The organism is Amycolatopsis sp. 505 (genome assembly GCF_031625235.1).
Lineage (GTDB): Bacteria > Actinomycetota > Actinomycetes > Mycobacteriales > Pseudonocardiaceae > Amycolatopsis.
Window position 1 is genome coordinate 242,999 of sequence record NZ_JACKQP010000010.1, and the last position, 16,790, is coordinate 259,788.

Here is a 16,790-nt window from a genome sequence, read left to right on the forward strand (position 1 = left end):
GGTCTGGGTGCCGTTGGTGGCCGGGTGCGTTGTCAGGCTGGGCGGATGTTCTGGTTGATGTGGAAGACGTTCTCCGGGTCGTACTTCCTCTTCACCGCCGCCAGTCTTTCGTAGTTGCCCTGGTATGACGCCTTCACTCGGTCCTGGCCCTCCTCCATCATGAAGTTGATGTACGCTCCTCCCGCCGATGTCGGGTGGAGTTCGTCCCAATAGGTGCGGGTCCACTCCGCGATTTCCTCTGCCTTCCCCGGTGCGGGGTCCACGCCCACGATCACTCCCGACCAGCCGCCCCCGCGGTGGGGGAAGGCCGTTGCGTCCGGGGCCACCCTGCCGGCCGCTCCGTCGATCGGGTACAGGTGCATCGATGAATGCATTGTCGGCAGTTTCTCGCCGTTCTTCAGGTGGATTTCGATGGCCTCGTCGGAGATCTCGTGGAAAACGTCCGCTCGCCAGTACCACTGGAGGCCTGCGGGATACAGCGCGTCGAATGCTCCCTGCAGTGCCGTGTACGGCAGGTCGTGGAGGCCGACCAGCAGCGGCTCACCGAACGAGCGGACCGGCTCCAGGACTTCGTCCGCCTTGTCGTGCGCGCCCGTGTAACACCAGACGATTCCGCAGGCTTTGCGGCCCCACAGCTGCTCCGGGAACGGGGGTGCCGGCGGGACCGTCAGCAAACCGAACCAGCCGTTGAGCTCCTCCGGCAGCGCGGGGAGCAGCTCGCGGTACCAGCGCAGCACCTCCGGCGTGTCCGCCAGGTCGTACAGCACCGGCCCGCCGATCACCACGCCGTGCTCGCCGATGTCGTGGCAGCGGAACGTGAACGACGTGACCACGCCGAAGTTGCCGCCTCCTCCTCGCAAGGCCCAGAACAGGTCCGGGTGCTCGGACTCCGAAGCGTGCACGAACGAACCGTCGGCGAGGACGACGTCCGCTGCCAGCAGGTTGTCGACCGTCAAGCCGAAGCGGCGGGCCAGGTAGCCGATGCCGCCTCCGAGGGTCAGGCCCGCCACCCCGGTGGACGCGACGATGCCCGACGGCGTTGCCATCCCGAACGCCACGGTGGCGTGGTCGACGTCGCCCCAGGTGCAGCCCGCGTCGGCGCGGACCGTCTTCTTCACCGGGTCGACCGTGGTGCTGCGCAGGCGGGACAGGTCGATGACCAGCGCTCCGTCCGCGACACCCAGGCCGCCCGCGTTGTGGCCGCCGCCGCGCACCGCGATGTCCAGGCCGCGGGCTCGGCCGTAGCGGACGCAGGCGACGACGTCGGCCGCGTCGCGGCAGTAGGCGATCGCCGCCGGGTGCTTGTCGATCATGGCGTTGTAGACGGCCCGGGCCTCGTCGTAACCGGGGTCGGCGGGTGTGACGAGGTCGCCGCGCAGGGCGGCGGCCAGTTCTTCGTGCGGCAGGGCGGTGGTGGTCATGGTGGCCCCTCTCGGAGTTCGGTTCCGGAGGGGAACGTAGGCAGCGGGCGTTCGCCCAGCGTTCGGGTCGTTCGGGCCTGGTCAGGACCGCTCCAGGTCCGCCTCCGCCCGCCGCCGCAGGGCGATGCTGCCCTGGGCGCGGGCCAGCTCCACGGCCGCCCGTAGCCGGGGGACCGGGTCGGCGTCGTGGCCCGCCCGCAATCTCAGGACCTCCGGCAGCCACCAGCGGTCGTCGCGGGCCTCGCCGGCCGCCAGTGCCGCGTCCAGCGTGGCCCGGGCCGCCTCCGGTGGGGACAGCTCGGCGACCAGCGACAACCAGTACGGCATCCGAGCGAACGATCCCTCGGCCTTGAGGTTCGCGACGCCCTGCTGCGCCGCGGCCAGGCCGGCCGGGCCGCCGCGGGCCCAGCCGCCCAGCAGCAGCGCCCACTCCCGGTAGTACGCGAAGCCGTACCGTTCGCACAGGGCCCGCAGCTCCGTGACGACCACCCCGAGTGCCTGCCGGTCGCGGCGCATCTGGTGCGTCATCCCCGCGTACGCCAAGGCGATGGCCAGGCTGTACGGGTGGTCGATCCGGCGGGCGAGCGCGATCGCCTCGGCGCCGCACGCCACGGCCTCTTCCTCGTGCCCGAGCAGCCAGTGAGCGTGCGCCGCCCAGGCCGGGCCGTGGACGTCCGGGCGGGTGCCGATCGGCCACGAGGACGCGCCGCGCGTTCGCTCGGCGCCCAGCTCGAAGTGCCGCAGCGCCCCCGCCGGGTCGTGGCCGAGGCTCAGCGCCGAGCCCGCGACGATGAAGTGCGCCGAACCGCCCTGCTCGGCGCTCGTCCCGGGGGCGAGCAGGCCCAGCGCGCGTTCGGCCGCCTCGTGGGCCTGGACCGTCCGGCCCTGGACGAAGCGCGACGACCACAGTTCCAGCAGCGCGGTGAGCGCGGCCTCCGCGTCGCCGAGCGACTCCGCCAGCGCGAGCGACCGCTCCAGCGTGCGCTGCAGCTCGGGCGACGAGTAGCCCTGGTGGGCGTTGAGCGGCCCGGCGAGCGCTTCGAGGACGGCCAGTTCGTCCCGGTCGCGGTTGCCGCTCGCCGGCCGGGCCGTCACGAGCGCCAGTGCCTCCCGCAGCAGCCGGATCGCTTCGGCGTGGGCGAACGTCCCCGCGGCGACGGCCGCCGCCCGGCGGTAGTGCGCGACGGCGCGGTCCGGGCGGCCGCCGCGGGCGTACTGCTCGGCCAGCTGCGCCGCCACGGCGTCGGTGTCCCCGGCGTGCAGCAGCTCCAGGCCCTGGGCCAGCCGCCGGTGCAGCAGCCACCGCCGCGGCGGGCTGACCTGCTGGTAGGCCGTCTCGCGCAGCAGGTCGTGGGTGAAGTCGTAGGCGCCGCCGAACTCGCGCACGATCCGGCGCCGCCACAGCTCGTCGACGGCGTCCACGACGGTGTCCGCGTCGAGGTCGCTCGCCTCGGTGAGCAGTTCGAGGGTGACGTCCCGGCCCGCCGCGGCGGCGAGCCCGGCGATCTCACGGGCGGCCGGGCCCGGCTGCTCCAGCCGCGTCCGCAACACCGCGGCCAACCCCTCGGCGGGCGGGGAATCGTCGGCCCGCAGAGCTTCGACGACGTAGAGCGGGTAGCCGCCGGTCGCCGCGTGCAGCAGTTCGCGGTCCGAAGTGGACAGTGGGCGCCCGGCGACCGCCTCGCCGAGGCGGGCCGTGCCGTCGGCGTCGAACGGGCGCAGCGGCAGCTCGGTCAGCCTGCCGTCGTCGCGCAGCTGGGCCGTCCAGGCCGCGACGCCGGGGCCGGGATCGCCGTCGCGCAGGGTCGCGGCGACCAGCAGCGGCGCGTCCGGCAGCAGGCCGAGGCAGAAGGTGACGAACGCGCCGGTCTCCTCGTCGCACCACTGCGCGTTGTCGAGCACCAGCAGCACCGGCCGCCCGCTCGCGGTGAGCGCCCGGGCCAGCCCTTCGAAGAACCGCAGGCGCTGCCACGCGTCGACGGTCGGGTGCCCGCCGCCGGCCGTCCGCGTGGCCGGCAGCAGCCGGTCGACTTCGGCGCGCCACACCGGGTCCAGCGACGCCGCCGCCCGCTGCACGGCCGGCGTGCGCAGCCAGTCGGCCACCGGCGCCAGCGCGAGCCGGCCCGGCGCGGCGAAGCACCGGCCGGCGGCCACGATCGCGCCCTCGGCCCGGGCTGCTCCGGCCAGCTCGGTGACCAGCCGGGTCTTGCCCACTCCGGCGTCACCGCGCACGAGGACGAACCCGGCGCGGCCTGACGCGGCCGCCCGCCAGAGCTCGCCGAGGCGGGCCAGCTCCGCGGCGCGGCCGACGAGCCCGGGCGCGGCCGTCCGCCGGGGTTCGGGGTCCGGCCGGGCCAGCAGCCGCCGCAGGGCCGCGCGGGTCGCCTCGGCGGGGACGACGCCGAGTTCGCGTTCGAGCACCGACGCGCACCGGTGGTAGGTGCTCACCGCGCCCGCCCGGTCACCGGCCGCGGCCTGCAGCGCCATCAGCGTCCGGTAGCCCGTCTCCTCGAGCGGGCGCAGCGCGATCCGGCGGCGGGCCGCGGCGAGCGCGGCGGCGGGATCGCCCGACGGCGTCCGGCAGAGCAGGTCGCACAGCTCGACGCACTGGCGTTCGAGCTCGGCGCGGGCGGCCAGGACCCAGTCGTCGGCCAGGCCGGGCAGCAGCTCGCCGCGGTAGGCCTCGAGACCGGCCCGGGCATGCCTCGCGGCGGAGCCGGGATCCCCGGCGGCCAGCGCGGCCCGGTGCGCGACGGCGAACTCCCGCACGTCCACCCGGCTCGACGGGGTGTCCTGCCAGCACAGGTCCTGCCCGGTGACGCTCAGCGAGGGCGGGTCGCCCAGTACGCGCCGCAGCTGGTGCAGCTCCCGGCGGAGGTTGGTCAGCGCCTGCGCGTCGGTGGAGTCGGGCCAGAACAGCCCGGCGAGCAGCCGCCGCGGCTGCGCCTGGCCGGCGTGCACGACAAGGTGCCCGACGAGCGCAACCGACCGCGGCGACCGGGTCAGCACGGCGCCGGAAGCATCGTCGGCGATGACTTGCTCGCCGAGCAGCGAGACGCGCAGCACCGGGACACGCTAACCCCGAGGCCGGTTCGCGTGCGGATCATGTGTGTGGCGGCGAGGCGGGGTCGGTTGGGTGGCGGTCTCGTCATCGGCGGGTACCGGGCAGCGCCGCTGCACGCCGGCTCCGAGGCCGGGGCGCGCGCGGGTCTCGTGGCGGCGAGGCGGTGTCCGTCCGGTGCTGGTCTCGTCGTCGGCGAGTACGGGCAGCACCGGCGCGCGCCGACACCGCGATCGGCTCGCGCGCCGATCTTCACCGGCTGGGGGTTGCGCCCGGCGCGCCGGGTGCGCAGGCTCGACGTCGTGAGCGAGCACGAGTACGACCTCATCGTCATCGGTTCGGGCCCCGGCGGGCAGAAGGCCGCGATCGCCGCGGCGAAGCTCGGCAAGAAGGTGGCGGTCGTCGACCGGCACGACATGGTCGGCGGGGTGTGCGTCAACACCGGCACGATCCCGTCCAAGACGCTGCGCGAAGCCGTCCTCTACCTGACCGGCATGAACCAGCGCGAGCTCTACGGCGCCAGCTACCGCGTCAAGCAGGACATCACCATCGCCGACCTGCTCGCGCGCACCCAGCACGTCGTCGGGCGTGAGGTCCAGGTCGTGCGCGCGCAGCTGCTGCGCAACCACATCGACCTCCTCGACGGCACCGGCTCCTTCGCCGACCCGCACACCGTCCTGGTCGAAGGCCGCCACCGCGGCGACCGGCGGACGCTGTCGGCCGACCACGTCGTGATCGCCACCGGCACCCGGCCCGCGCGGCCGAAGCAGGTCGACTTCGACGCCGCCCGCGTGCTCGACTCCGACGAGATCCTCCGGCTGGAGCAGATCCCGTCGTCGCTGGTCGTGGTGGGCGCCGGGGTGATCGGGATCGAATACGCGTCGATGTTCGCCGCGCTCGGCTCCCGGGTCACCGTGGTGGAACAGCGCGACCACATGCTCGACTTCTGCGACCCGGAGATCGTCGAGTCCCTCAAGTTCCAGCTGCGCGACCTCGGCGTCACCTTCCGCTTCGGCGAGAAGGTCGCGGACGTGGCGGTCTCCGACCACGCGACGATCACGACGCTGGTCAGCGGCAAGCGCATCCCGGCCGACGGCGTGATGTACTCGGCGGGCCGCCAGGGCATGACCGGCGAGCTCAACCTGGAGGCGGCGGGCCTGAGCGCGGACGAGCGCGGCCGCCTGGTGGTCGACGAGAACTACCGCACGGCGGTCCCGCACATCTACGCGGTGGGCGACGTGATCGGCTTCCCGGCCCTGGCGGCGACGTCGATGGACCAGGGCCGGCTCGCGGCGTACCACGCGTTCGGCGAGCCGGCGCACGAGCTGGGGGCGCTGCAGCCGATCGGCATCTACACGATCCCGGAGATCTCGTACGTCGGCTCGACCGAGGCCCAGCTGACGTCGTCGTCGGTGCCGTACGAGGTCGGCATCGCCCGCTACCGCGAGCTGGCGCGCGGCCAGATCACCGGCGACAGCTACGGGATGCTGAAGCTGCTGGTGTCCACGACGGACCGCAAGCTCCTGGGGGTCCACGTGTTCGGCACGGGCGCGACCGACCTGGTCCACATCGGACAGGCGGTGATGGGCTGCGGCGGCACGGTCGACTACCTGGTGGACGCGGTGTTCAACTACCCGACGCTGTCGGAGGCGTACAAGGTGGCGGCGCTGGACGCGACCAACAAGATCCGGGCCTTGGAGCGCTTTTCGTCCTGAGTCTCACCGCACCTGGGCGTTGGGGCTGACGTAGCTCCACCCGGCACCGCAGGCCGCGGTGGACCAGAGGGGGTCGCCCTGGGTCCGCCACGCGCCGTAGAAGTAGGAGTAGTCGAAGCTGCCGCTGGGCGTCAGGTAGCGGCAGTAGGCCATGGCCCGGAACTGGGTGCCGGAAGCGGAGGCGTAGCAGTAGGCGGTCGCCCCGTTGCCGGACTTCGAAGCGGTGCAGTAGGCGGGCGCCGCGGCCGCGGGTGACGCGAGGGCAACGGACAACCCGGCGGCCGCCACTGTCGCGGCGAGCACGGTCTTCGCGGTTCGAGAGATCATCGGATCCTGCCTTCCGGTGTCGCGGATGGGTTCGCACGGCGTCCACGCCGGCCGGGCGTGCCCGGTTGGGTGGCCGTCCGGAACACCACCCGGTCGGCCCAGCGCCGTCCCATCCGCCCCACGAACACCACCGGCACCACGTGATCCGCTTGTCCCGAACCGGTTTGACACCCGTCTAGAACATATGTTCGACTGGCGCCGTGCGATGGGATCGACAGCGGACAGGGGAGGGTGAACCGGCACTGCCCGGGCTCGAGGGCCTGGTGCGATCGGTGCGGTCACCGGAATTCGACGGCGTCACCTTTCACGAGGTGCACGCCCGGTCGGTGCTGAACAAGGTGCCCGCCGGGTCCGGGGTGCCGTTCGGATGGACCGTCAACCCCTACCGCGGCTGCTCGCACGCCTGCACCTACTGCCTCGAAGGCGGCACCCGGATCCTGATGGCCGACGGCCGGACGAAGGCGTTGTCCGACCTGAAAGTCGGCGACGAGATCTACGGCACCCGCGGCCACGGTGCCTCCCGGCGGCTGGTGCCGACCCGCGTCGAAGCCCACTGGACCACCTTGCGCGCCGCCTACCGGGTGACGCTCGACGACGGCACCCAGCTCGTGGCCGGCGGTGATCACCGGTTCCTCACCAGCAAGGGCTGGAAGCACGTCACCGGCAGCAAGTTCGGCGCCGCGCAGCGGCCGCACCTGGAGCCCGGCACCGAGCTGATCGGCGTCGGCCGGTTCGCGCCGACGCCGGACGAGACGCTCGGCTACCGGGCCGGCTACCTCTGCGGGATGCTGCGCTCCGGCGGTTTCGCCGCCGAGCCGGACGCCGCCGCCCGCGCGCTGCGCTACCTGCCGGACTTCGGTGCGTCGGTCGGTTTTCTCAAGGTGCCGCCGGATCCGGACGCCCACTGGCAGCGCGGATTCCTCGCCGGCGTCTTCGACATCGCGGGCGACTACGGCCGCGGCGTGCTCGCGGTGGCGCACGACGAGCCCGAGATCGCCGACGCCTTCGTCGCCGCGCTCGACCGGTTCGGGTTCGCCCACCAGCTGGACGAGGTGCCGAAGTTCCCGACGCGGCAGGAAATCCGGCTGCTCGGCGGGGTCGGCGAGGTGCTCCGGTTCTTCCACGTCGGCAACCCGGCCGTGACGTGGAAACGGTCCCTCGAAGGCGCGGTGATCGGCGCGAGCCGGCGCCGCGTGGAGGCGATCGAACCGCTCGGGCTGCAGCTGCCGCTGTTCGACATCACCACCGGCACCGGCGACTTCGTGGCCGACGGCATGGTGTCCCACAACTGCTTCGCCCGGAACACCCACACCTACCTCGACTTCGACGCCGGCCGCGACTTCGACACGCAGGTGGTCGTCAAGATCAACGCCCCGCAGGTGCTCACCGCGCAGCTGAAGAAGCCGTCGTGGCGGCGCGAGCACGTCGCGATGGGCACCAACACCGACCCCTACCAGCGCGCCGAGGGCCGCTACCGGCTGATGCCCGGCATCATCACGGCCCTGGCGCGCTCCGGCACGCCGCTGTCGGTGCTCACCAAGGGCACGGTCCTGGCCCGCGACCTGCCGCTGCTGCGCGACGTCGCCCGCGACGTGCCGGTCGGGCTCGCGGTGTCGATCGCCCTGCTCGACGAGGAGCTGCAGCACCGCCTCGAACCCGGCACGCCGAGCCCGCGGGCGCGGCTGGAGCTGGTCCGCAAGGCCCGCGAGGCCGGGCTGCCGTGCTCGGTGCTGGTGGCGCCGGTGCTCCCGTGGCTGACCGACTCCGAAGAGGCACTGGACGCCCTGTTCGCCCAGCTCGCCGACGTGGGCGCGACGAGCGTGACGGCGTTCGCGCTGCACCTGCGGCCCGGCGCGCGCGAGTGGTTCGGTCGCTGGCTGGCGGGCACGCACCCGGAGCTGGTGCCGCGGTACCGCGAGCTCTACGCGCGGGGGAGTTACGTGCGGAAGGCCTACCGGGAAGGCCTCGCGGCGCGGGTCGGGCCGCTGCTGCGGCGGCACGGCCTGGACCGCAAGTCCGGCTTCGACGCGCGGGGTCCCGAGCTGCCGGCGGCGGAGGCCGCTCCCGCGGAGCAGCTGCGGCTGCTCTGATGGTCCTTTTCGGACCGACTGGGTGACGCACTGGGCCGTTCGGGGGCGGTGTCTTCGGTTTGCGGCAAAATGTCCGATCGTGTCGTTGTCGCCCCGCCTCACCGGCGCCTAACGTCGAAGGGATCGATCCCGAAAGGAGCCGGACGATGACGACCTCGCAGACCGACCGTGTCGCGGCCGCCCGGCTCGCCTGGGCCGCCCTGAAGCTGACCCGGGCCGGCCGGCACCCGGTGGGCGTCGACAGGCTCGCCGCGACCGTCGGCGTCGCCCCGGCCGAGGCCCGCCGCCTGGTCGAGCTGATCGGGTTCACCCTGCACCGCGACCTCGTCTCGACCGGCCCGGCCCCCCGCGGCGCCCACCACCGCCTCGAGCCGGCCGAGGGCACCCTCGGCGCGGGCCCGGACGGCACGGTCGACATGTTCCTGCTCGCCATCGCGACCGGCGAGCGCGTCCACGCGGCGGCGATCTGCCCGGTCACCGGCACGCGCATCCGCATCGAGCTGATGCCGCACGGGATCCTCCTGGTCGATCCGCCGGCCGCGGTGGTCGCGGCGGTCGACCTCGGCTTCGGGCTCGAGGGCGTCGACGCGGTCGCCTGCGCGGGACAGCCGTTCTTCGCCTCCGCCACCGCGGCCGCCGGCTGGCTGGTGGCGCACCCGGGCGGGCGCATCTACCAGGTCGCCGCCTACCTGTCCCAGGCCCACCGTCTGGTCGCGGCGCTGGAGACCCGGCCCAAGTACGTCCTCTGACCACCTGGTCTCCCGAGCCTGCCGACGTCGTACGCTGGGTGGTTCGTTAGCCTTCTCAACAGGCGAACCACCCATGTCGAAGGAGAGCAGTCGCAGTGCTCCGCACTCACAACGCCGGCACCCTGCGTGCCGGACAGGCCGGACAGACCGTCACCCTCACCGGATGGGTGGCCCGGCGGCGCGATCACGGCGGCGTCATCTTCATCGACCTCCGCGATGCCAGCGGGGTCGCCCAGGTCGTCTTCCGCGAAGGCGAGATGGCCGAGCGCGCGCACGCGCTGCGCTCGGAGTTCTGCGTGAAGATCGTCGGCGAGGTCGCGAAGCGCCCCGAGGGCAACGCCAACGCCGAGATCCCCACCGGCGAGATCGAGGTCCTCGCGACCCGGCTCGAGGTGCTCTCCGAGGCCGCGCCGCTGCCGTTCCCGATCGACGACCGGGTCGACGTCGGCGAAGAGGTCCGGCTCAAGCACCGCTACCTCGACCTGCGCCGCAGCGGCCCGGCCGCGGCCATGCGGCTGCGCAGCGAGGTCAGCCGCGCCGCGCGCGAGGTGCTGCACGCCCAGGACTTCGTCGAGATCGAGACCCCGACGATGACCCGCTCGACACCCGAAGGCGCGCGCGACTTCCTGGTGCCCGCGCGGCTCAAGCCCGGCTCCTGGTACGCGCTGCCGCAGTCGCCGCAGCTGTTCAAGCAGCTGCTCATGGTCGGCGGCATGGAGCGGTACTACCAGATCGCCCGCTGCTACCGCGACGAAGACTTCCGCGCCGACCGCCAGCCCGAGTTCACCCAGCTCGACATCGAGATGAGCTTCGTCGAGCAGGACGACGTCATCGCGCTCGGCGAGGACATCGTCTCCGCGCTGTGGAAACTGATCGGGCACGAGATCCCGCGGCCGATCCCGCGCATCACCTACCACGAGGCGATGGCCAAGTACGGCTCGGACAAGCCGGACCTGCGCTTCGACCTCGAGATCACCGACATGACGGAGTTCTTCGCCGACACGCCGTTCCGCGTGTTCCAGGCCCCGTACGTCGGCGCGGTCGTGATGGCCGGCGGCGCCGACCAGCCGCGGCGCCAGCTCGACGCGTGGCAGGAATGGGCGAAGCAGCGCGGCGCCAAGGGCCTCGCGTACATCCTCGTGAACGAGGACGGCACGCTCGGCGGCCCGGTCGCGAAGAACCTGTCCGAGCACGAGCGGGAGAACGTCGCCGCCGCCGCGGGCGCCAAGCCCGGCGACTGCATCTTCTTCTCCGCGGGCAAGGCTTCGTCGACCCAGCCGCTGCTCGGCGCCGCGCGCGACGAGATCGGCAAGCGGCTCGGCCTGATCGACGAAAACGCCTGGTCGTTCGTCTGGGTCGTCGACGCGCCGTTGTTCGCGCCGGTCGAGGACATCGGCGACGACGTGGCCGTCGGCTCCGGCAAGTGGACCGCGGTGCACCACGCGTTCACCTCGCCGACCCCGGAGTGGATCGACAAGTTCGAGCAGGACCCGGGCAACGCCCTCGCCTACGCCTACGACATCGTCTGCAACGGCAACGAGATCGGCGGCGGCTCGATCCGTATCCACCGCGGCGACGTCCAGAAGCGCGTCTTCAACCTGATGGGCCTCGGCGAGGAGGAGGCGCAGGAGAAGTTCGGCTTCCTGCTCGACGCCTTCCAGTTCGGCCCCCCGCCGCACGGCGGCATCGCGTTCGGCTGGGACCGCATCGTCATGCTGCTGGCGAAGGCCGACTCGCTGCGTGACGTGATCGCGTTCCCGAAGACCGGCGGCGGGTACGACCCGCTGACCGCGGCGCCCGCGCCGATCACCGCGCAGCAGCGCAAGGAAGCCGGGATCGACGCGAAACCGGCCGCCGCCCCGCAGAACTAGTGCTGCACCTCAGGGCCGTGTGCCCGCAGGAGAAGACCGCTTCGGCGCTCGACATCCTGCGGGCCCACGCCGGCACCGCGCACCTCGTCGTGCACCGCGGCGCCGCCGTGGAACCCGAGGGTGACCTGGTCGAGGCGGACATCGCCCGCGAGGCGGCGGACGAGATCATCGACGCGCTGTGCGGCCTCGGTCTCGACCACACCGGCGGGATCACGCTCGAAGCGCTCGACACCGCGCTGTCCGACGCCGCCGACCGGGCGGAAGAAGCCGCGCCCGGCGAAGCCGCGGACGCCGTCGTGTGGGAGGAACTGGTCGCGCGCACCGGTGAGGAATCCCGGCTGAACGTGACGTTCCTGGCCTTCCTCACCATCGCCTGCCTGCTCGCCGCGGTCGGCGTACTGACGAACTCGGCGGTGACGATCGTCGGCGCGATGGTGGTCGGCCCGGAGTTCGGGCCGCTGGCCGCGTTCGCGGTCGGGCTGGTGCTGCGCCGCTGGGACCTCGTCCGCCGGGCGGGTGCCGCGCTGGGGGCGGGCTTCCCGCTGGCGATGGTGGTGACGCTCGGCGGCGCGCTGCTCGTGCGCGCGACCGACGTCTTCGGCGCGGACGCGTTCCGGCTGGACAAGAACCACGAGGTCGACTTCGTCTTCTCCGTCGGCGTGCCGTCCCTGGTCGTCGCGATGCTCGCCGGCGCCGCCGGGATGCTGGCGATGACGTCGGCGAAGTCGGCCGCGCTGGTGGGCGTGTTCATCTCCGTGACCACGGTGCCGGCCGCGGGGTACGCGGTCGTCGCGGCCGTGGCGGGGGAGTGGAGCCGGTGCGTCCAGTCCGTCGGGCAGCTGCTGGTCAACCTTCTCGGAATCGTTGCAGCTGCGGCCATTGTGTTGATCGTGCGCCGGAATGGGCAACGTTCACGGGTGGGAACGCGTCCGCTTTCACGCGGGTGACCCGTCTTCAAGCGGGATGCCCCTTTTTGTCCGGATGTCAGTAGTCATGGTTGCTCAGTCACGAGTAGGGTCGGTGACAATGACAGTCGACACCTCCTCCACCGGCGACGCTGGAGTCGGGGCAGGAGCCGAGCAGCTTGCCATCGCCGCGGCGGTCGCGGCGGGCGAGTCCGTTCTCTCACGCCGGTTCGGCAGCGCGATCACGTTGGTCGGGCCCGAGGACCTCGCGGGGAGCGGGCCGGCCACGGTGGTCCGCGCGCGCGTGGTGTCGTCGTTCGCGCTCCCGCGCACGTTCGTCATCAAGCACTACCCGGACCGGCCGGAGTCCGGCGCCGACCCGTTCGCCCAGGAGGCGGTCAGCTACCAGCTGTTCACGGCGCTGGCCCCGGACGAGCGGATGTGCCCGGAACTGGTGGCCCACGACGGCCGCGACCGCGTGCTCGTGCTGGAGGACCTGGGCCGCACGCCGACGCTGGAGGACAAGCTCTACGCCCGCGACTCCCGCGCGGCCGAGCGGGCGCTGCTGTCCTGGGCCCGCTCCCTCGGCCGCCTGCACGCGAGCACGGCCGGCCGCGAGGCGGACTTCAACGCGTTGCTGCGGCGCCTGGGCGGGCCGGCGAAGGGTGATTCCGACGGGGTCGACGCGTTGTGCGCGCAAGTGCCTTCGCTGATCCAGAAGCGCCTCGGGATCCCGGTGCCGGACGAGGTGCTCGCACAGGTGATGGCGGCGGTGGAGCAGTCGCGCGCGGCGGGGTTCCGGGCGTTCAGCCCGGTCGAGCTGAGTCCGGACAACAACCTGGTCACCGGGCAGGGCGTCCGGTTCCTGGACTTCGAGAACGGCTGCGTCCGATCAGCCCTGGTCGATGCGGCTCACCTGCGGTTGCCGTTCGCCGGCTGGCCGGACGCGCTGGCGCTGCCGGCGGGGATGAGCGAGGCGATGATCGCGGCCTGGCGGGCCGAGGTGGTCGGGGTCTGGCCGGCGTTTGCCGATGACGAGGTGCTTGCCGGGCATTTGACGTCGAGCGAGCTGCTGCGGGTCTGGCTGATCACGGGGGAGGAGCTGGGAGCGTTGAACCTGTCCCGGCACGCTGCCCCGGTCAGCCGGGAGGCGGCTTTTGTGACCTGGTGGCGGGATTTGGCAAAGCATGCCGGGTATGTCCGGATGACGGCGGTTTCGGAGTTCGCTGCGCGGGTCGCTGCGGCTTTGGCTGCCCGGTTGGGGCCGCACGCCGATTTGGCTTTTTATCCGGCTTTCCGGTGACTCTGGTTCCCGCCGGCCCGAACGCGCGATTGTGCAACGGCCGGTCTGGTTCCCGCCGGCCCGAAGGCGGGATTGTTCCACGGCCGGTCTGGTTCCCGCCGGCCCGAACGCCGGATTGTTCAACGGCCGGCAGGTGGTGTCAAGGCTGGAAAGCGTGCCTTGACACCACCTGCCGGCCGCTGAGGCGGCTGCGTATCGGGTCGGCAGGGGGGTGTGGCCGGAGGGGGGCTCGTGCGGCTGGCGATGCTTTTCCGAGCCGAGCCGAGCCGAGCCGAGCCGAGCCGAGCCGAGCCGAGCCGAGCCGAGCCGAGCCGAGCCGAGCCGAGCCGAGCCGAGCCGAGCCGCGCCGAGCCGCGCCGCGCCGAGCCGCGCCGAGCCGCGCCGCGCCGAGCCGAAGCCGAGCCGAGCCCTCGAACAGGACATATCCGGCCGCTGTGAGGTGCGCGTCAAGAATTAGGCCCGGTGTCGCGACCGCGTTACCTCCACCTCACCGGGTGTGAGCCTCCATGGCCGATGGTCGTGACCGTGACCGTGATGAGCGTCGATGTCACCCCGCTGCCCGAACCGCCCCGGCGCCCGCTGGCCGCCGTCGCGCCGCTCAAACGCGCTCGGCGCCTCGCTGTTCTCGGCGACTCCACCGCCGTGGGGCTCGGTGATCCCCTTCCCCGCCGGGGTGGCTGGCGCGGGGTCGGCCCGCTCGTCGCCGCCGCGCTCGGGGTCGACGAGAGCGGCTACCTCAACCCCTCCTTCGCCGGGGCTCGGATGCGGTGCGTTCTCACCCAGCAGGTGCCCGCCGCCGTTGCCCAGCGGCCGGATGTCGCCCTGCTCGTCGCCGGCATGAACGACACCCTCCGGCCGGACTTCGATGCCGCGCGCATCGCCGCCGATCTCACCGAAGTCATCCGGCGCCTCCGCGCGACCGGGACCACCGTCCTCCCCGTCCGCTTCCACGACCACAGCAAGGTCTTCCGCCTCCCGCAGGCGCTCAAGCGCGCCCTCAGCGCCCGGGTCGCCGAACTCAACGCCGCCATCGACGAGGTCGTCGCCCGGGAAGGCGTTGCCTGTCTCGATCTCGCCCGCCTGCCCGGCGCCTACGACCTCGCCTCCTGGAGCGTCGACCGGCTGCACCCCTCCGAACTGGGCCACCGCATGCTCGCCGACGGCTTCACCGGCCTCCTCGCCGACGCCGGGTTCGCCGTCCCGGAACCGGTCAGCCTCACCTGCAGCGGCGGCGCCGAACCGAGCACCACCGGGCACGTGGGCTGGCTGGTGCTGAAGGGCATCCCGTGGCTCTGGCGCCGCGGCCGCGAGTTCCTGCCCTACGCCGCCGTCATCATGTGGAACTCGTTCCGCGCCCGCTGAACACCCGCAGCGCTTCGACGTCCGACGCCGGATCGCGGACGAAGTAGTCCGCCCACTCCTCGATGTCCGGGTACGCGCAGTGCTCCGCCAGGTAGCGGCACGCCGCCTCGGCGTCGTACTCCGTCCGCCGCAGCTGGACGCCGTCGCCGAGCAACGCCCAGTGCGCGCCCCTTGCCCCGTACGGCATTCCGACGCTGCCGGGGTTGACCACCAGCCGGCGGTCCACGAGCCGCACGTACGGCATGTGCGTGTGCCCGCAGACGATCGTCGGCGCGGTCACGCCGTCCAGGACCTCCGCCCACCTCTCCGGAGCCGAGTCGACGAGCACGATCTCGGTGTCCTTGCGCGGGGTGGCGTGGCAGAACAGCACGCCGTCCAGCGTCACCGTCAGCGGCAGCGCGTCCAGCAGCGGCAGGTCGGCCGGACGCAGCTGCTTCGCCGCCCACGGGAAGATCGGGTCCGGGACGAACGTGCCGCCGGTGCGCGCCGATTCGGCCAGCTCGCGGTCGGCGTTGCCGCGGACCCACACCGCGCGGTCGCCGAGCTCCTGCAGGCGCTGGAGGGTTTCGACCGGCATCGGCCCGGCGAGCAGGTCGCCGAGCAGCACGACCTTCTCCGCCGCCTGGACGTCCGGCTCCGCCAGGACCGCATCCAGCGCCGGGAGGACCCCGTGGATGTCCGCCAGCACCGCCACGTTCATCGGTCCACCATCGGACAGCCACGCGCCCCGGGCGAGCGATTTCGCCCAGGGCGCAACCGGCCTAGACCGTCGACAGCGGCAGCTCGCGCACGCCGGTCATGTTGGGGTTGACCTGGAACTTCGGCGGCTCACCCGGGATCGTGCGCAGCACCGGGTAGTGGTCGAACAGGATGTTGAGCGCCACCCGGCCCTCCAGCCGCGCCAGCGGCGCGCCGATGCAGAAGTGGATCCCGCGGCCGAACGCCAGGTGCGGGTTCTCCGCGCGCAGCGGGTCGAACGTGTCCGGGTTGCGGAACACCCGCTCGTCGCGGTTGGCCGCCGCCACCCAGCAGAGCAGCATCTGGTCGGCCGGCACGGTGACGCCGCCGACCTCGACCTCCCGCATGGTCACGCGGGCGACCGCCGCGAACGGGGTGAGGTACCGCAGCGACTCTTCGATCATCGGCGGCACGAGCGAGCGGTCCGCGCGCACCCGCTCGTCCCACTCCCGGTGCGTGTCCAGGCACAGCACCGCGTTGCCGAGCAGCATCGTGGTGGTGATGTGGCCGGCCAGCAGCAGGATGTTCGCGAAGTTGACGACGTCGGAGCGGGACAGCCGCTCGCCGTCCAGCTCGGCCTCGACCAGCTTCGTCAGCAGGTCTTCCCGCGGCTGCTTGCGCCGCTCGTCGACGTGCACGCCGAGGTAGTCGGCGAGCGCCTTCTGGCCTTCCATGGACGACCGGATGGCCGCGTCCTGGTTTTCGTCCTTCTTCACCAGCGAAACCTGGTTGGCGGACTCGAACATCTTGTCGACCCAGCCCTTGAACAGGGTCCGGTCGCCGGCCGGGACGCCCAGCAGTTCGGCGATCACGATCACCGGCAGCGGGTAGGCCAGGTGCTCGACCAGCTCCAGCCGGTCGCCGGCCGGGATCGCGTCCAGCAGTTCGTGGGTGATCGCGGCGATCCGCGGCTCGAGGTCCGCCACCACCTTCGGCGTGAACGCGCGGCTGACGAGCTTGCGCATCTTGTTGTGCAACGGCGGGTCGAGCTGCAGGATGCTGCCCGTCGACAGGTCGTAGTCGGGGTCCGGCATCAGCTCCTTCGGGACCAGCCGCGTGGTGTCGGACGAGAACGTCGCCGGGTCGCGGAGGATCGCCTCGATCTCCGGGTGCCCGTAGACGTTCCACATCCCGAGTTCCGCGGCGAACTCGATCCGCTGCTCCGGTTGTTTCCCCCGCAGCCAGAACTGGGCCTCGTGGAGTCCCCAGGTGTCGGCCATCGTGCTGGTCATTTCCGCCCCTTTCCCC

Annotated in this window: 12 protein-coding genes; 7 read left to right on the forward strand and 5 right to left on the reverse strand. The window is 72.6% G+C overall.

All coding sequences use genetic code 11. The features are described 5' to 3' along the window. Positions 1-32: 32 nt before the first annotated feature. A complete protein-coding gene (locus H5965_RS34525; RefSeq protein ID WP_310974967.1) occupies positions 33-1,421 on the reverse strand; it encodes an FAD-binding oxidoreductase in 1,389 nt (462 codons plus the stop codon). Positions 1,422-1,502: 81 nt separating this feature from the next. After that, positions 1,503-4,487, reverse strand: a complete 2,985-nt coding sequence (locus tag H5965_RS34530) for an AAA family ATPase (protein ID WP_310974968.1) — start codon at positions 4,485-4,487, stop codon at positions 1,503-1,505. 297 nt (positions 4,488-4,784) lie between these two features. On the opposite strand from H5965_RS34530, the gene sthA reads away from it, so the two are divergent. Then, positions 4,785-6,197 carry a Si-specific NAD(P)(+) transhydrogenase gene (gene sthA / locus H5965_RS34535; protein WP_310974969.1) on the forward strand — a complete coding sequence of 471 codons (1,413 nt, stop codon included), beginning with the start codon at positions 4,785-4,787 and terminating at the stop codon, positions 6,195-6,197. A gap of 3 nt (positions 6,198-6,200) precedes the next feature. On the opposite strand, the gene H5965_RS34540 is transcribed toward sthA, so the two are convergent. Then, positions 6,201-6,524: a hypothetical protein gene (locus tag H5965_RS34540; protein WP_310974970.1), complete on the reverse strand. Its 324-nt coding sequence runs from the start codon at positions 6,522-6,524 to the stop codon at positions 6,201-6,203. A 200-nt stretch (positions 6,525-6,724) separates the two neighbouring features. Between H5965_RS34540 and H5965_RS34545 the strand changes: the two genes are divergently transcribed. From H5965_RS34545 to H5965_RS34570, 6 genes are all read left to right on the forward strand, one after another. Further along, the gene (locus tag H5965_RS34545; RefSeq protein ID WP_310974971.1) at positions 6,725-8,614 is read left to right on the forward strand and encodes an intein-containing Rv2578c family radical SAM protein; all 1,890 of its coding nucleotides are present in this window, start codon (positions 6,725-6,727) and stop codon (positions 8,612-8,614) included. A 146-nt stretch (positions 8,615-8,760) separates the two neighbouring features. Beyond that, complete coding sequence (gene merB, locus H5965_RS34550) at positions 8,761-9,363, forward strand: organomercurial lyase (RefSeq protein ID WP_310974972.1); 603 nt, start codon at positions 8,761-8,763, stop codon at positions 9,361-9,363. 95 nt (positions 9,364-9,458) lie between these two features. Next, the gene (gene aspS, locus H5965_RS34555) at positions 9,459-11,234 is read left to right on the forward strand and encodes an aspartate--tRNA ligase (protein WP_310974973.1); all 1,776 of its coding nucleotides are present in this window, start codon (positions 9,459-9,461) and stop codon (positions 11,232-11,234) included. Further along, on the forward strand, positions 11,234-12,181 hold the full coding sequence (locus H5965_RS34560) for a DUF389 domain-containing protein (RefSeq protein ID WP_310974974.1): 948 nt from the start codon (positions 11,234-11,236) through the stop codon (positions 12,179-12,181). The genes aspS and H5965_RS34560 overlap by 1 nt, the downstream gene beginning before the upstream one ends. A 79-nt stretch (positions 12,182-12,260) precedes the next feature. Continuing rightward, the gene (locus H5965_RS34565; protein WP_310974975.1) at positions 12,261-13,442 is read left to right on the forward strand and encodes a phosphotransferase; all 1,182 of its coding nucleotides are present in this window, start codon (positions 12,261-12,263) and stop codon (positions 13,440-13,442) included. Positions 13,443-13,955: 513 nt separating this feature from the next. After that, the gene (locus tag H5965_RS34570) at positions 13,956-14,804 is read left to right on the forward strand and encodes an SGNH/GDSL hydrolase family protein (RefSeq protein WP_310974976.1); all 849 of its coding nucleotides are present in this window, start codon (positions 13,956-13,958) and stop codon (positions 14,802-14,804) included. Here the strand turns inward: H5965_RS34570 and H5965_RS34575 are convergent. After that, positions 14,776-15,504: a metallophosphoesterase family protein gene (locus H5965_RS34575; RefSeq protein WP_310974977.1), complete on the reverse strand. Its 729-nt coding sequence runs from the start codon at positions 15,502-15,504 to the stop codon at positions 14,776-14,778. The two genes, H5965_RS34570 and H5965_RS34575, sit on opposite strands and share 29 nt — an antisense overlap. A 61-nt stretch (positions 15,505-15,565) precedes the next feature. After that, entirely contained in the window at positions 15,566-16,774 is a 1,209-nt protein-coding gene (locus H5965_RS34580; protein WP_310974978.1) for a cytochrome P450, read from the reverse strand. Positions 16,775-16,790: the final 16 nt, after the last annotated feature.

Coding starts and splice junctions, on each gene's coding strand:
- H5965_RS34525 (WP_310974967.1), bottom strand. CDS start 1,421: ATGACCACCACCGCCCTGCCGCACGAAGAACTGGCCGCCGCCCTGCGC.
- H5965_RS34540 (WP_310974970.1), bottom strand. CDS start 6,524: ATGATCTCTCGAACCGCGAAGACCGTGCTCGCCGCGACAGTGGCGGCC.
- merB (WP_310974972.1), top strand. CDS start 8,761: ATGACGACCTCGCAGACCGACCGTGTCGCGGCCGCCCGGCTCGCCTGG.
- H5965_RS34565 (WP_310974975.1), top strand. CDS start 12,261: ATGACAGTCGACACCTCCTCCACCGGCGACGCTGGAGTCGGGGCAGGA.
- H5965_RS34570 (WP_310974976.1), top strand. CDS start 13,956: ATGGTCGTGACCGTGACCGTGATGAGCGTCGATGTCACCCCGCTGCCC.
- H5965_RS34575 (WP_310974977.1), bottom strand. CDS start 15,504: ATGAACGTGGCGGTGCTGGCGGACATCCACGGGGTCCTCCCGGCGCTG.
- H5965_RS34580 (WP_310974978.1), bottom strand. CDS start 16,774: ATGACCAGCACGATGGCCGACACCTGGGGACTCCACGAGGCCCAGTTC.